The sequence below is a fragment of the Paraburkholderia aromaticivorans genome (genome assembly GCF_012689525.1).
Taxonomy (GTDB): Bacteria; Pseudomonadota; Gammaproteobacteria; order Burkholderiales; family Burkholderiaceae; genus Paraburkholderia; species Paraburkholderia aromaticivorans_A.
The window spans coordinates 2350753-2364953 of sequence record NZ_CP051515.1; the positions used below are offsets into that span (position 1 = coordinate 2350753).

Annotated in this window: 13 protein-coding genes; 3 read left to right on the plus strand and 10 right to left on the minus strand. The window is 62.0% G+C overall.

Annotated features, from left to right (window positions below; translation table 11 throughout):
- Nucleotides 1-91 precede the first annotated feature (91 nt).
- From HF916_RS22365 to HF916_RS22390, 6 genes are all read right to left on the minus strand, one after another.
- The gene (locus HF916_RS22365; RefSeq protein ID WP_168790983.1) at nucleotides 92-748 is read right to left on the minus strand and encodes a c-type cytochrome; all 657 of its coding nucleotides are present in this window, start codon (nucleotides 746-748) and stop codon (nucleotides 92-94) included.
- A gap of 117 nt (nucleotides 749-865) precedes the next feature.
- The gene (locus HF916_RS22370) at nucleotides 866-1804 is read right to left on the minus strand and encodes a fumarylacetoacetate hydrolase family protein (protein ID WP_168790984.1); all 939 of its coding nucleotides are present in this window, start codon (nucleotides 1802-1804) and stop codon (nucleotides 866-868) included.
- A 155-nt stretch (nucleotides 1805-1959) separates the two neighbouring features.
- Entirely contained in the window at nucleotides 1960-3249 is a 1290-nt protein-coding gene (locus tag HF916_RS22375) for an MFS transporter (protein WP_168790985.1), read from the minus strand.
- A gap of 97 nt (nucleotides 3250-3346) precedes the next feature.
- Nucleotides 3347-4552 (minus strand): acetamidase/formamidase family protein, encoded by a 1206-nt coding sequence (locus HF916_RS22380; RefSeq protein WP_168790986.1) that lies wholly within the window; start codon nucleotides 4550-4552, stop codon nucleotides 3347-3349.
- A gap of 37 nt (nucleotides 4553-4589) precedes the next feature.
- Complete coding sequence (locus HF916_RS22385; RefSeq protein ID WP_206001841.1) at nucleotides 4590-5153, minus strand: GlcG/HbpS family heme-binding protein; 564 nt, start codon at nucleotides 5151-5153, stop codon at nucleotides 4590-4592.
- Between the two features lie 164 nt (nucleotides 5154-5317).
- Nucleotides 5318-5596, minus strand: coding sequence for a YciI family protein (locus tag HF916_RS22390; protein ID WP_168790987.1), 279 nt, complete (start codon nucleotides 5594-5596; stop codon nucleotides 5318-5320).
- A 423-nt stretch (nucleotides 5597-6019) separates the two neighbouring features.
- Between HF916_RS22390 and HF916_RS22395 the strand changes: the two genes are divergently transcribed.
- A complete protein-coding gene (locus tag HF916_RS22395) occupies nucleotides 6020-7153 on the plus strand; it encodes an FAD-dependent monooxygenase (protein WP_168790988.1) in 1134 nt (377 codons plus the stop codon).
- A gap of 50 nt (nucleotides 7154-7203) precedes the next feature.
- Here the strand turns inward: HF916_RS22395 and HF916_RS22400 are convergent, their stop codons facing one another.
- The 3 genes from HF916_RS22400 to HF916_RS51735 are packed head-to-tail and all read right to left on the minus strand — an operon-like array spanning nucleotide 7204 to nucleotide 9647.
- Nucleotides 7204-8628, minus strand: a complete 1425-nt coding sequence (locus tag HF916_RS22400) for an efflux transporter outer membrane subunit (RefSeq protein ID WP_168790989.1) — start codon at nucleotides 8626-8628, stop codon at nucleotides 7204-7206.
- Entirely contained in the window at nucleotides 8625-9242 is a 618-nt protein-coding gene (locus tag HF916_RS51730; RefSeq protein ID WP_346777719.1) for an HlyD family secretion protein, read from the minus strand. Before HF916_RS51730 ends, HF916_RS22400 begins: the two co-directional genes overlap by 4 nt.
- A 15-nt stretch (nucleotides 9243-9257) precedes the next feature.
- On the minus strand, nucleotides 9258-9647 hold the full coding sequence (locus HF916_RS51735; protein WP_346777720.1) for a biotin/lipoyl-binding protein: 390 nt from the start codon (nucleotides 9645-9647) through the stop codon (nucleotides 9258-9260).
- A 560-nt stretch (nucleotides 9648-10207) separates the two neighbouring features.
- Between HF916_RS51735 and HF916_RS22410 the strand changes: the two genes are divergently transcribed.
- A complete protein-coding gene (locus HF916_RS22410) occupies nucleotides 10208-11347 on the plus strand; it encodes an FAD binding domain-containing protein (RefSeq protein WP_168790990.1) in 1140 nt (379 codons plus the stop codon).
- Between the two features lie 66 nt (nucleotides 11348-11413).
- Here HF916_RS22410 and HF916_RS22415 read toward each other — a convergent pair whose 3' ends face one another.
- Nucleotides 11414-12739 carry a porin gene (locus HF916_RS22415; protein ID WP_240975467.1) on the minus strand — a complete coding sequence of 442 codons (1326 nt, stop codon included), beginning with the start codon at nucleotides 12737-12739 and terminating at the stop codon, nucleotides 11414-11416.
- Between the two features lie 318 nt (nucleotides 12740-13057).
- On the opposite strand from HF916_RS22415, the gene HF916_RS22420 reads away from it, so the two are divergent.
- On the plus strand, nucleotides 13058-13963 hold the full coding sequence (locus tag HF916_RS22420; protein WP_168790991.1) for a LysR family transcriptional regulator: 906 nt from the start codon (nucleotides 13058-13060) through the stop codon (nucleotides 13961-13963).
- Nucleotides 13964-14201 lie beyond the last annotated feature (238 nt).

Here is a 14201-nt window from a genome sequence, read left to right on the forward strand (position 1 = left end):
TAACGTGCTTATCGTGTAAATCACTATACGGCCAACATATGCAGGAAACCTGACCAAAAAGCACACCGGCTTGCCGGATCGTCCGGATTTTTCATTGCTTCAGCGTCGCCACATACGCGGAAACGGCGGCAATTTCGTCCTCGCTCAGCAGCGGAACGATCAGGCTCATCAGCTTCCCCTTGCCGCCACGCGCTCCGCTCTTCCATGCGTTGAGTTGCGTTTTGACATACTCTTCATGCTGACCGGTGATGCGCGGGAAGTCAGGCTCAATACCGCCTCCCGCCGCCCGGTGACAGGAAATGCACGCTGGCGCGCCGTCCGCGCCGCCGTGTGTATAAACCAGCTTGCCGGCATCGACGAGCGCGGCGTTTGTGGCCGCACCCGGCTTGGGCTTTTGCGCCGCATAGAAAGCCGCGAGCGCTTTCATCTCGTCCGGCGAGAGATCTTTCACCATCGCCTGCATGATTTCGTTGTGCCGCAACGGCGGCACGCCAGGTCCACCCTTGAATTGCGAGAGTTGCTTGTACAGATACTCCGGATACTGGCCGGCAAGGCGCGGATAAGTGCCGACCGTGCTGTTTCCGTCGACACCGTGGCAGGCCGCGCATCGTTGTGTCGTTAGTTCTCCGACACGCGCAGTCAGATCGGCGGCTCGCGCGCTCACCGCGGTGCACAGCAGGGCAGCGGCGATCAGCACGGCCTGCGCCGACGGACCCGCCACGCCTCGTGAGAAAGCGTTTCCAGCCATTGCGTGTCTCCTCGCATTGGGTGATGTGAAGCCGGCTCTAGCTGCTGGTCCGAGTCCGTGCCGCCGCATCGGGAGACGCGGCAAGGTCCTGATCTCGGCGGCACCGGCGTTGTGTTGCTACTGCGCGCCTACGGAGTAGGACGTGTCGGACACCACCTGGTTGCGTAGCACGCCGAGTCCGTCGATCTCGACTTCGACACAGTCGCCAGGTCGCATGTGAACGAGGCCAGGTGTCGGAAAAGGTCCATATTGACGGCTGAGATCCTGGCCTTCCTTGTCGTCGGGTTGCGGCTTAAGCGCGCCGGGCGTGCCCATTGCGATGAAATCACCCGGGCGCAAGCAGTAGCCCTGGCTGAGATAGCTGACGACTTTGGCCACGTCCAGCAACATGTCATCCAGCGGTGCTCGTTGGCGGACGACACCGTTGATGCGCGTGAGGACCGAGTGCGTGGCAGGGTCGCCGAACTCATCGCTTGTCATCAGCCACGGCCCATACGAGCCGGATGCCTCGAAGTTTTTGCCGAGGCCGAACTGACGGTTGTGCATCTGATACTCGCGCACCGATCCTTCGTTGATGCACGTGTAACCGGCCACGTGCTCCATCGCCCGCTCGACCGGGATGAAGCGGCCAGGCTTGCCGATCACGACGCCGAGTTCGCCTTCATAGTCGAAGGCACGCGCAACTGCTGCCGGTGGCGCGACGATCGCTTCATTCGCGCCCACATACGAGGCGGCGGTGCGCATGAACAGGTGGGGGAACTCCATCGAGGTTTGCAGTCCGGTCTCCGCAATATGGCTCTTGAAGTTCAATGCGAGCGCCCACATTGCGTTCGGCCGGTCGAGGAACGGCCTGAGCGTGACGTCGGCCAGCGAGCGGTCTCCTTCGCGGCCTCGGAGCGCTTGCTGAAGTCGCGCGAGGCCATCCTCATGCTCGAGGATCGCAATCAGACTGGCGGGCAATTCGGGCGCGATATCGGCGACGGCCAGGAAGTGCGTTGGGCTGGTGACAACGCCCAGCGCGATACGGCCGGCTTCGGCGTAAGCGATGATTTTCATGATCGAGGTTTATCCGTGAAATGAATCGGGAAATAGAAGCTTGCATTGGACGAACCTGCTTACTGCTGGGCGCCGCAAGGGCCTCGCAGGCAGTGCGCGTCCCCACCGCCGACAGCGTGCCGGCGGGGTATCGAGTCTGAATCGCGGCAGACGGTTTAGTGCTCTGCCACAGCGTTGCTGACGAACCCGCGTGCGCCTCTGCGACCGGCCAACGCCAGCGCGCCGAGCAGGAGAATCGCAACCGCTGCGGGCAGCATCGCGGTGAGAACGATGTCGCGTGCGGGCCACCCGGCCGACAGCAACGCACCGCCGATCGCTGGGCCGACGAAGGAGCCGACGCGCCCGACCGCATGTCCCCAGCCCACACCGGTCGCGCGTATTTCTGTCGGGTAGAAGGAAACCGCCAGAGCGGTCTGGCCCATGATGCCGTTCACCAGTCCCGCCCCGATCACCGCGATGAGCAGCAGCGCAATGCCAGGCGCTACAGTGATCTGACTCAGCACGCCTATGCTCAGGATCATGAGCACCCCGCCGAGCGCAAGCGCCGACTTCAATCGGAGCTTGCCGACGATGGTCATCATCGCGACGGCCACGGTCATCAGCACGTTGCCGGCCAGTCCGCCGACGCTGAAGGCCGCCATGCCGACCGATGCATGATCCGACGCAAAGCCGAACGTGGGCAGCAGCGTAGGCAGCCAGAACAGCAGCGCGTAGACGTCCGTAAAGATCAGGAAAGAAAATGCCCACAACAGACCGGTGTAGAGCCCGAGTCCTTCCTTGAACAGCAGCTTGAATGGATTGGCCGTCGGCACGGGTTCACCGCTGGTGGCAGCCTTACCCTCGGCCGGCAGAATCCTGAAAAATGCCGGCACCAGAACGAACGGCAGCACACCGCCCACGACGAAGATGGACTGCCAGCCGAACTCGCTCATCAACCGGCCGCCCGTCACCCCGCCTATGACCGCGCCCACCGACATCCCGGTCGTCACCAGCAACGACGCCGCCACCTTGTGTTTCGTTCCGATGATGCTGGCCGACGCGGTAATGGCGATCGGCAGCGCGCCGCCCAGGCCGATCGCTGCGATCAGGCGCATGGCGGACAGGCTGACGACGTCAGCGGCAAACATCGTCACGAGCGTGCCTCCGCCGAATAGCACGACACTTGCGAGCCCGACGAGCCGGTTGCCGAACCGCTGCGCAAGCGGCCCACTGATCATGAAGCCGATTGCGGCGCCGATATTCGTTGCCACGAACACCGGCGTGAAGCGCGCGGGTGCGAGGCCCCAATCGCCAGCCAGTTTCGGCACGACGAACGAAATAGACGTGGTGTTGAAGCCGTCCAGCACGATCACCAGAAAACACACCAAGAGGGCCCACAACCAGCCGGAACCTTGCGTCTGCCCGAGGTCGTCGCCCCTCATGGCTTGTTTGTCTTTCGCATCCATCGAATCATCTCCTTGCAACGCGCGCGCACTGCCCACGAGCCGCGCTGGACCATCGGCGGCGCGCCGAATCAACCGCTCCAGGTCTGGAATGAACCAGTCAGGTTCGTGTGAACGTCGCGATCCGCTGCTGCAGGACCGTCGAGAAAATGTTCTTCGGCAGCATGCAGTGAATGCCCTTCGGGGGAACCGTCGCGTACACGGTGGCGGTCTGGTTCGCGTATTGCGTGACGCGAAAACTGCCCGCCACACTGAAGATGCCGTAGCAGTCCTCCGGCGCAATGCCGGTCGCCGCGGAGAGCCAGCCGATCATCTGGCGCAGACAGGCCACCAGCGAGTTGTCGAGCGAGTCGGCGAAGCCGAAGCCGATCCAGTAGTCGGGTGTTTCAGCCATCGGAACGTTCAGTGCCGCGCGCTTGTGCAGCACGTATTGAATGCGCATTTCTTCGAAGGCCGTTTCGATCGACGTTTGATCGACATTACCTTCGCCCGACGCGCCCATCGATCCTCCGGTCCACACCCGCCCGCCCGCCATGTGGACAGGCAGCAAGATCGACGTGCCGACGCCGAGCACCGCGCAATCCAGATTGCCGCCGTAATTGCCGGCGAGGTTCGCGCTCACCGGCTTGTCGCCCACGGGTTGCGTACCGATATACGCCTGAAATGGCTTCAAAGGAATATTGACGCCAGGCACATACGCGGCCGAGTTGCGCTCCTTGTCGAACTTCAGATAGCGTAGATAGGGCTTGAAATCGTGCGGCAATGCGCCGACGCCGGGCGGCGCCGAATTCCATCCCCAATCGATCGGCCGCATGCTCAGCATCCGGCATTCGATCAGGTCGCCCGCCTCGGCGCCCTCCATCACTACCGGACCGATCAGCGAGAACGCGCCATTCGGATATTTCTTGCGGATCGGCTCGCGCTCCTTAAAGGTCATGCCGTACTTCGCTTCATTGCCCCAGTTGGTCCACGTGCCGTCGTACCACACGGTATCGCCTGATTTGACCGCGGCGGCGACCGGCGTATCCGGCTCCATCTGGCCTACACGCACGGTTTCTTGCGAAGGCACGAGCCTGACGAGCGCACCGTCCGGCGACGCCAGTCCACCGGCCTGCCCTGGCGCAGCCGTGCTTTGCGCACGAACCGCGCGTGACAATCCGAACGCCCCCGCGGCCAGCGTGCCGAAACCGAGCTTGAGCATCGTGCGACGGCAAACGGCGGTTGCATCCCGCGTCGTCGCGCTACCTTGCTCCAGTGCGCCCTCTTTGACGACGGATTGGAGATCCTGCTGTGTCTCTTTTTTCATAGGTATTCCTGATCTGTTCTCGATGGACCAGCCGAATTCATCGAGCGGTCGATGCACCGATCGATTCGATTGCGCCCTTGACCATCTGTTCGTCTATATCCGAAGGCGCCCCGCTCGCGCCCAGCGCGCCCAGCAGGTGTCCGCCGGAAAAGATCGGCAGGACGCCACGCCCCGGCAGAAACGGTGCGTAGTAGCCGGCGCTGGACACGTTGCTGTATTCCGACGGATCGTCCTTGAAACGCTGCTCCAGCGTCGCGCCCGACTGCCCGCCAAGCGCGACCGATGCGAACGCCTTGCCGCGCGCGAAGTCGAGACTCGCAAAAGGCGCCCCGTCCATGCGCGCCGCGGCGATCAGATGACCAGCCGGATCCACCACGGCGAAGCTCAGCGCAAGATGGTGTGCACGAGCCTCGGCGGTGCCGGTGTCGATAAGCTTCATTGCCTGAGTCAAGCTCAGCGAATAGGTACTGACAGCCGCAGTGACTTGCGGCGTCGAGGCCTGGTCGGCCGCTGCGGCTCTCTGCGCGCCGGCGGCACACAGCGAGCAAAGCGACGCGACCGCTGCCGCCTTCATCAACCGGAACGGACTATTGAACTTCACACTCGTCTCCTCTTTGTTACTGCGCGGCTCGTCTTGAACTGAAGAGTACGTCTTCATCTTTCGCGAGTCGTAACCGTAAAGCCCGCACATTTACCGCTGAGTCCGATTAATTCCACCGAGCTCGAACAAGGCACGGCGCATCGTCACGCGCCGCCGTCAATGGCTCAACCCACCCGGCGATGAAAACGATGAATTCTGACTTCGTCCCAGACCCCAGCTGCGAAGAGCGGATCATTGCGGTTGAATGCCTCGACTTCGTCGCGCGTCTGCGCTTCCACAAGAAAGAAGCTGCCGATCTTGTTCTCGCCGGCGTCGTCCACCAATGGACCGGACGTGACAAGCGTGACCGTCCCGCTCTCCAGATACGCGCGATGTTTCGGGGTAGTGGCATCGCGAAGGGCCAGAGCACCAGGCTTATCGGTGCAGAAAACGATCCAATGCATGATCTTTAGTTCCTATCAAAGTCGGACGGGATAACCTGTACGGAAGAAAAACGGGAGCAGTATCAGTCCATTGCGGCGTAACCGGATGCGCTGCACGTCCTGTGACTTACCGAATGGTCCGATTTTTCTATGTTGGGTAGGCCGACTTGCGCTGTGCCTGCGTCGGTTCAGAATGATTTAGATCTTTTAGCGCGCCGGACGAAATACTTTCGAATATGCTCGATGGACTGCTCGTGAGCGTCCGGCCGTATGCGCCGCGGTCGAGCTATCTCTCCCTACGTAAACTGAATGAAAGTGCGCTGCCTGTTCGAATGGCGATAGATCGGCAAGCAGGTGGCGTGAATCACCAATCCGCCGTCAAGCGGCGACCACTTGCGCAGGCAGATCGAGGCCTGACGCATCGACATTGAGCAGATATCCGATATGAAGATTGCAATCGCAGGCGGTTCGATTTCGGGGCTTGCGGCAGCCCTCACGCTGAATTGCACCGGGCACGACGTGCTCGTGTACGAACGCTCTGCGCATGCATTGCGTGGTCGGGGCGGTGGCGTAGTGCTGCTGCGGCGCATGCTGCGCTTCCTCGAAAATCACGGTCACTACTGCCGCGACATGATCAGCGTGCCGACGCATCGCCGGCGCTGGATCGATGTCGGCGGTGCCGTCACTCGCGACGAACCCGAGATGCTGCCCTTCTCGTCGTGGGACGCGGTCTATCGCTCCCTGTGCAGCATGCTGCCGGCGGAGCGAATTCGCTACGGGCGCGAAGTGGCAGGCTTTGACCAGAACAAGTACGGCGTCGACATTCATTTCGACGATGGCCAGACAGAACATGCGGACATTCTGATCGCCGCTGACGGTACCGGCTCGCGCCTGCGCTCCCGGCTCTTTCCCGACTATCATGCATCGTTCGCGGGCTATATCGCGTGGCGCGGCATTGTCGATGAAGCCACCTTCAACCCCGCTGATATCGCCACTCTCGTCGAAAACATGACACTGCACCGGCAGCCCGGTGAACTCTTCATGGCGTTCCTGATCCCCGCTCTCGACGGCTCGCTGGCGCCGGGCAAGCGGCGCTTCAACTGGCTGTGGTATCGCAACGAAGCTGACGCCGAAGCACTGCGACGGCATTTGACCGACTCCACCGGGCGCAAGCATCACACGTCCGTCAGCGCGGGACAGTTGGCGGCGGCGGCGCTGGCCGACCTCAACAGTCTCGCCGCGCAGCGTTTGCCTGCCGTATTGGCACAACTGGTGCTCGCCACCCAGGCGCCGTTCGTACAGGCCATTTTCGACGCGCTGAGCCCCGCCTTTGTCGACGGACGGGTCGCGCTGGTCGGCGACGCGGCCTGCACGCTCCGACCACACACCGGCTCAGGCACGTCCAAAGCAGCGGACGACGCAGTGTCCCTTGCTGAATTCTTGCCCCCAGACAGCGACGATGTTGCACGACACCTCGCCGACTGGGCAGCGGCCCGGCGCATCGCGGTCGCACCGCTGCTTCAGAAAGGGCCACAGCTTGCGGCCGGATTCGGACTTGGCAGCCCGCCTCCCGGGTGACGAAGGCCTCTCAGCCCCGCCATCAATATTTCCGAATGTCCTGCATGCCCTCAATCGTTGCGGGCGGCTTTCTCCATTCCCGGACGTGCTTCGCTATCAGGCGTCCATCCGCCGCCGATCGCCCGTACCAAAGTAACGATCGCGACCGCCTGCGCCTGGCGGCTGTGGATCAGCTCACGTTGAATGGACAGCGCGTCCCGATCGGAATCGACGACCTCGAAATAGTCGACGTAGCCGTGTTCGTAACGGCTACGCGACAGCCGGGCTGCTTGCGCCGACGTCGAGGCCGCCCGCTCATAGGCGACGATGCGCAGCCGCTGCGCCGCGACATCGTTCAGCGCGTCCTGTACCTGCCGCAACGCGTCGAGCATGAGCGCCTTGGAATTGGCGTCCGCGATCAGATAACCCGCTTGAGCGGACTCGACCTCCGCACGTCGGCGGCCGCCGTCGATCAGCGTCAATGCCGCGCTAATGGCGAGGCCCCACACCGAGCTGTTACGGTCGAGGAACGAGCCCAGATCGCGGCTTGCAAAGCCGCCGTCCGCCGTGAGCGTCAGGGTCGGCAGATACGCCGTTCTGGCAATGCCGATCTGCAAGGATGCTGCATCCAGTCTGCGTTGTGCGGCATAGATGTCCGGGCGCTGTTCGAGCAGCGCCGACGGCAAGCCGACCGGAATATCAGGCAACTCGACGGGGGCCAATCCCGCACCGATCGTCAGATCAGTCACGGAGCGCCCTGTGAGCACTGCGAGCGCATCGACGAGATTGTCTCGTTCACGCTCACTCTCGGCGAGGTCCGCGTTGGCCGTGTTCAACTCGGTCGCTGCGCGCAGGGCGTCGAGGTCGCTGGCGGCGCCCGCCTTGACGCGGCGCTGCACCAGTTGCAAGGCGGCCCGCCTGAGCTCGATGGTCTGCCGCAACTCCGCACTATCCTGCTCGACAAAGCGCAAGGTCAGATAGTCGCTCGCCACTTCCGTCGAAACGCGCAGGCGCACCGCGGCCGCATCCGCCTGCACTGCTAGCGCATCCTCACGCGCCACATCGGCTTGGCCCTTGAGACGTCCCCACAGGTCGACCTCGTACGTGGCATCGACAGGTAACGCCCACGTGCGCAGCATCCGCTTCGGCAACGCATCGTCCACTGTGCCGGAGACACGGTTGCGCGAAAACGACGGTTTAATCCCGACCGTCGGCACCTGGTACGCGTCGCTGGCCATGACCAGCGCACGTGCCTGGGCAATACGCGCGTTGGCCGATGCAATCTCGTAGTTGTTCGTCAACGCGGCATCGATCAGGTTGGCCAGCAGTGGATCGGCGAACAGTGCGGGCCACGCGCCGTCGGAGATGGCGGCCGCATGCGTCGGCTCCGCGTGGCGAAATGGCGCCTCGCTTAACGCAAGCGGTGTGCTTGATTGCGGTGTGACGCTGCATGCCGCAAGCGCGCAAACCGTCAGCAGCATGACGCGCCCGCTCATCGCGACTTGCCCTGCGGCGCAAGCGTTGCCGTGACCGATAACCCCGGTCTGATCCGGTAGTCCGGGTCTTTCAGGCCGTCAAAGCGTATCTTCACGGGCACCCGTTGGACCACTTTCGTGAAGTTGCCGGTCGCGTTGTCAGGCGGCAGCAGCGCAAACTGCGCACCGGTGGCCGGTGCGAAGCTGTCGACGTGCCCATGGAAAGGCGTGTCCGGCACCGCGTCGATGTCCAGATCCACGGCGTCGCCCACCTTGACATGCCTGAGCTGCGTCTCGCGGAAGTTCGCCACGACCCAGACGTCTGCCTCGACCACCGTCAACAGCGGCTGACCCGGCACGAGGCGCTGGCCCGTCTCGACAGTTTTCTTTCCCACGTATCCATCGGTGGGCGCGATGATATTGGTGTACGTCAATTGCAGCGACGCGTCGCGCAGGTTGGCCGTGCTCTGCGACTCCAGTGCCCGCGCCGCCAGCAAACCCGCCTGAGCCGCTTCGAGCTGAGCGGTGGCCTGGCGCACGCGCGCATGCGCTGTTGTGCGCGCGGCATCCGCGGCGTCGAAATCCTGCTGCGAAAGGCCTCGCGGTGCTTCCGCAGTCAGCTCGCGGGCACGCACAAAATTCAGGTCGCCCTAGCGCGCGTCGGCAGTAGCGGCGGCAATAGCGGCTTCAGTCTGACTGATTTGCGCACGCGCGTTGTCCTGGTCCGATCTGGCCTGCTCCACCCTCGATCGTTGCAATGCGACTTGCACGTCAAAGTCACGTGTATCCAGACGCACCAACACCTGACCAGCATGGACCAACTGGTTGTCGTCGACCAGCACCTCTTGCACCGTGCCGCTCACCCGGGATGAAATAGTGTGCAGATGACCGGTCACATAGGCGTCGTCGGTACTGCGCTCACCCTTCACGAATGCAAAGGCCAGAACGGCGGCTAGCAGCAGCGCAAACGCCACTAGCGCGAGAATTGCCATCACCTTTGGCCGCGCGGACGATGTCGGCTCTTCACTGGTCTTGTCCAAAGTGAAACGGCTCCTCTGACTTGCGGGGTTGTCTGCTCACGACCATGTCGAACGGTGCGATTCGTGGTGAGCCGCACCGCAGCGACTATGCGGGCACTCTATTCGGCGCAGGTGGCTTCACTGCGTTCTCCGTCGCGCAGGGCTGACGAGCGCGCCTGCCCTGATTGTGCGCAGCCAATACTACCGAGTTGTGCCATGAAAAAGCCTTGCCCAAAGCTTAATTTCCCTTAAGAGAACAATACCAGGTTCACGCTATGTGGCGGCATGGCACGCAATACAGCGTCGTCACTGAAGACGAACTCGCGTGTGGACGCCGATTGCCGACAAGCACGACGGATTTGAAAGACCTTAGCCGCCCAAATTGGGAGGCGCAAGCGTCTGAAAGGACGTTGACGTTGCGCGCGCTTCTTCAGAACAATTAACCTTGCCAACCTCACCTGCTTCTACCGGCCGAGGCATACACTGGGCTTACGCGGTCGGGCTTTCGTAGAAGGCGGAGAAAGCCAATCAGACGAGCGACTCACCTTGTCGCTGCCCAACGAGACCATCAGGAGCGCAATATGGGCCATGCCGCCCAACCCCGGGCCACCATTATCGGCGGCTCGCTTAGCGGTCTGTTCACCGCGACTGCGCTTCGCGCGGTCGGCTGGGAGGTCAATCTCTTTGAGCAGTCTCCTAACCAACTCGACAGCCGGGGCGGCGGAATCGTACTGCAGCCTGACGTCACGGAAGCCTTCAGGTTCGGCGGGGTCGCACTACCCGCCCCTCCGGGCGTGGACTCCGGCGAGCGCATCTATCTCGATCAGGCCGACCGCATTATCGAGCGGTTCAACATGCCGCAGTCGCAGACCTCATGGAACCTGATTTACAGCACAATGCGACGTGCGTTACCGCCCGAAGTCATTCACCCGGGCGAACGCTTCACCCATTTCGAGCAAAACGGCAAAACGGTCACAGCGCATTTCGAAAGCGGTCGCGTGCAACACGCGGACTTATTGGTCGGCGCCGACGGTGCGCGCTCGACGGTCCGCGCCCAGTTGCTGCCTGGCCTCGATCCCTCCTATGCAGGCTATATCGCGTGGCGCGGCCTCGTCGAAGAAAATGATCTGCCCGCCAAAGCCGCGGACATTCTGCGTGAGCGCTTCACCTTCCAGCAGGGCGAAGCGCATCTCATACTGATCTATCTCGTACCGGGGGAAGACGGCACGGCCGAGCCTGGCAGGCGCCGCTGGAACTGGGTCTGGTATCGGCCGATGTCGCCGGAAAACCTGAAGACACTGATGGTCGACCGGCACGGCAAGCAGCGCAGTACCTCTTTGCCGCCCGGCGCCACGAAGGATGACGATATCACCGGGTTGCGCGCCGCCGCCAGTCAGCTGCTTGCCCCATCTCTACAACTCCTCGTGAACGCGACGGCCGAGCCGTTCGTTCAGGCGATTCAGGATCTTCGGGTGGAAAGGATGGTGTTCGATCGGGCCGTCCTGCTCGGTGATGCCGCCTACGTCCCGCGTCCGCATACCGCTGGCAGCACTGCCAAGGCGGCCGCGAACGCAGTTGCGCTGGCTCGTACCCTGTCGGCCGGAGACACCCGCCTGCAGTCCGCCCTGTCCCGTTGGGAACTATCGCAAAGACGGCTAGGTATCAGCATGTCGGAACTCGGCATCTCTCTGGGCGACCGCATTATGAAGCCTCGCGCCTAGCGCCTGGCTGGAATGCTGAAGACTGTCGCGGCGGCAGCCAGCGCCGCCGCCCCTGGTGATCAAGGCTTAGAAACGGTGGGCCAGTCCTATCGTGTCCGCAATCTGCTGGTTTCTCGCAGACGGCGTCAATCCCGCGATCGAAGCCACCGCGCTTTGTCCCAGTGAGTTCGTTCCGGAGGCACGCTGATAGGCGGCGACCATATAGACGTCCGTGCGTTTGGAGAAAAAGTAATGGGCACCGACCGTCACCTGCTGATAGCGGGCGCTCTGATCATTAGGGCCATCGTCCTTGGTGAACGAATACGACAATCCTAGTGTCACGGGTACCGAAACCTGATATTGCAGGTTCGCTTCGACCGTATTGAAGGTAGAGCTACCCGCGTACGACAGCGGATTCGGTCCCGAAGACGAACCCAATCCGGCAAATCGCGTGTTGGTATAAACGAGGCCCAGCGTTGCCGGGCCAGCCACGTATGAGCCGCCCGCACCAAAGATCTGCTCGCGATGCGCCGACGCGTAACCCGCGATGATCGGGTTTCGTTGTGCGGTTGTCGCGGACCCCAAGGATCCAAAATTGTTCGTTGCAGCGCCGCCCGCAGCGGGCGTTGCTCCATACATCGAGATATTGGGTTCAAACGCGTCCACAAACGCGATGCCCAGACGCACTGCCCCGCCGGTGTAGCCCATACCGACGGACCAGATCTGATTCTCCGAAAAACTCCCCGCGACGCCGCCGGCAGCATACAGTGCGTTGGCTGTCATGCCGTGCCACGTGGGCGACGTGTACTTGAGCGAGTTGTTCTGCCGATTCGTCCCGCCGATGTTGTCGAGATCATCCGGATGGGATCCGATATAGCCGGCCCACTGGGTAATGACCGCGAGGGGGGACACGAAATCCCACATCGACGAATACTGGCGGCCGAACGTGACACGCCCGACCGGCGCCGATAAGCCGACAAATGCCTGCCGTCCGAACAACAGCCCGCCCTGACCCAACGTGCCATTCGCGGCGTTGAATCCGTTTTCGAGCGTGAACATCGCGGTCATCCCCCCACCGAGATCCTCTACTCCCTTCAGGCCAAAGCGGCTGCCGAAGTAGGCGGATGTCGTTGCGTCCATCATGGAGTATTGTTGCCGCCCTGTCAGTTGACCCGCCGAACGGCCCGTCTGTGCATTGTTCACAAAAACAATGTCCGGATCGACAACCCCGTACAACGTGATGCTGCTTTGCGCGTGGACCGCGGAAATAGACATCGTCAGCAACGCAATTGAAGCCCCTATCTTTTTCACTGAAAGATCCCCTCTCGATGTAGTCAAAATTTTTCGGATATGAGTAGTACTCCAACCTAAGCTGGTTCGATCCCGGCGCGCATGATCATGTGTCGGCGACACGGTGCCGGTCGATCCGCAGTAGTTTGTTCACTGCGGCAAAATATAAATGATCACTCGATAACTTGCAACGCGCCGCGTGTTGGGGTATTGCCTGATTTCGCCCCACATGCCCGCGTGCTTTAATTGTTCGACTGATAATCATGGCGCGTTCGATCACGACCAGGTCCCGATTCGCCTGCAACGTCGAGTCGGCGACCAGACAGCCGTATCCCCATCTGAACGATCGCCTGGTCTGATAGCATTTCGCTGAAAATGCATGGCCGCGCTAGTCCGTAGGCGCGGCCATCGTAATCGCGGCACGCCGGATGGAACAACGTTATGGACAAGCTATTGGCTCTGCGGGCATTCGTGGAAGTCGCCGAGGCGGGCGGTTTTTCGAGTGCGGCACGACGCCTCGATCTGGCGACGTCCTCGGTCATGCGCTCTGTCGATTCGCTCGAGAAACAGCTCGGCGCCGCACTGTTCAATCGAAGCACCCGCCAGGTGACCCTCTCCGACGCGGGGACCTCGTACTATGCCAAGGTAAAAAAACTATTCGAGGATATGGCTGACGCGGACGCGTCAGTTTCGGACAGAAGCGGTGAGCCATCGGGCCCACTGCGCGTTTCCGTGCCGGTCGCATTCGGCTCCCGACGCATCGCACCTGCCCTCGCGGCGTTTCTGCGGAAATACCCGAAGCTTGAGCTGGACGTCAAACTGAGCGATGCTTTTGTCGATCTGGTGAGCGAGCGAATAGACGTCGCTATTCGCCTCGGCGAGGTGGCGCCCATGGCCGACGTTGTCAGCAAGCGGATCGGCATCTTCGCCCGTTATCTCGTCGCGAGTAGCGAATACCTCGATCGAGCAGGCTATCCCGTGTCGCCTGACGAATTGGCAGATCACGAATGCCTTCGATTCACCTACACCACCGAACCTCAAGTCTGGACATTTTCGCGTGAGAACGAAGAAAAGCGTGTGCCCGTCAGCGGCCGGCTCAAGGCAAACAGCTCCGAAGTACTGCGCGAAGCGGCGCTGGATGGTATGGGTATCGCGCTTCTTCCCGACTGGCTGGTGGAATCCGACGTTCAGTCAGGAACCCTCACGCGGCTGTTCGCCGAACTCGAGGCGGGCCCGAACGATGCACGGGCTGTTGTGAGCGCGCTCTACCTTCCCAATCAACGAGGATCGCGAAGAGTGAAGGCGTTTATCGATTTCGTGTCCGAACTGGCGAACGGGCCTCAGTGAACGCTCGCGTCAGTCAATAGCAGCTGGCATTCGGCCGCTGCTGGCAATGCCGCTTGCCTGCTACGCCTTCCTTGAGCTTTGCGTGCCACGCAATGCTGTGTAGCGCGCCGTTGGGATTCCGGCCAAGCCCGGTCTCACCTACCCTTGCATTCATCGACCCACCGCGCAGACCTGTAGCGCCGGCGCATGACGGTCAACCACGACCTGTAGTCGCGCGGCGATAAGCGGAGCCTCGACA

Excerpts from the sequence above, each read along its gene's own strand:
- HF916_RS22395 (WP_168790988.1), top strand. The coding sequence starts at position 6,020 with ATGAAGATTGCAATCGCAGGCGGTTCGATTTCGGGGCTTGCGGCAGCC.
- HF916_RS22410 (WP_168790990.1), top strand. The coding sequence starts at position 10,208 with ATGGGCCATGCCGCCCAACCCCGGGCCACCATTATCGGCGGCTCGCTT.
- HF916_RS22420 (WP_168790991.1), top strand. The coding sequence starts at position 13,058 with ATGGACAAGCTATTGGCTCTGCGGGCATTCGTGGAAGTCGCCGAGGCG.
- HF916_RS22390 (WP_168790987.1), bottom strand. The coding sequence starts at position 5,596 with ATGCATTGGATCGTTTTCTGCACCGATAAGCCTGGTGCTCTGGCCCTT.
- HF916_RS22365 (WP_168790983.1), bottom strand. The coding sequence starts at position 748 with ATGGCTGGAAACGCTTTCTCACGAGGCGTGGCGGGTCCGTCGGCGCAG.
- HF916_RS22370 (WP_168790984.1), bottom strand. The coding sequence starts at position 1,804 with ATGAAAATCATCGCTTACGCCGAAGCCGGCCGTATCGCGCTGGGCGTT.
- HF916_RS22400 (WP_168790989.1), bottom strand. The coding sequence starts at position 8,628 with ATGAGCGGGCGCGTCATGCTGCTGACGGTTTGCGCGCTTGCGGCATGC.
- HF916_RS22380 (WP_168790986.1), bottom strand. The coding sequence starts at position 4,552 with ATGAAAAAAGAGACACAGCAGGATCTCCAATCCGTCGTCAAAGAGGGC.
- HF916_RS22375 (WP_168790985.1), bottom strand. The coding sequence starts at position 3,249 with ATGGATGCGAAAGACAAACAAGCCATGAGGGGCGACGACCTCGGGCAG.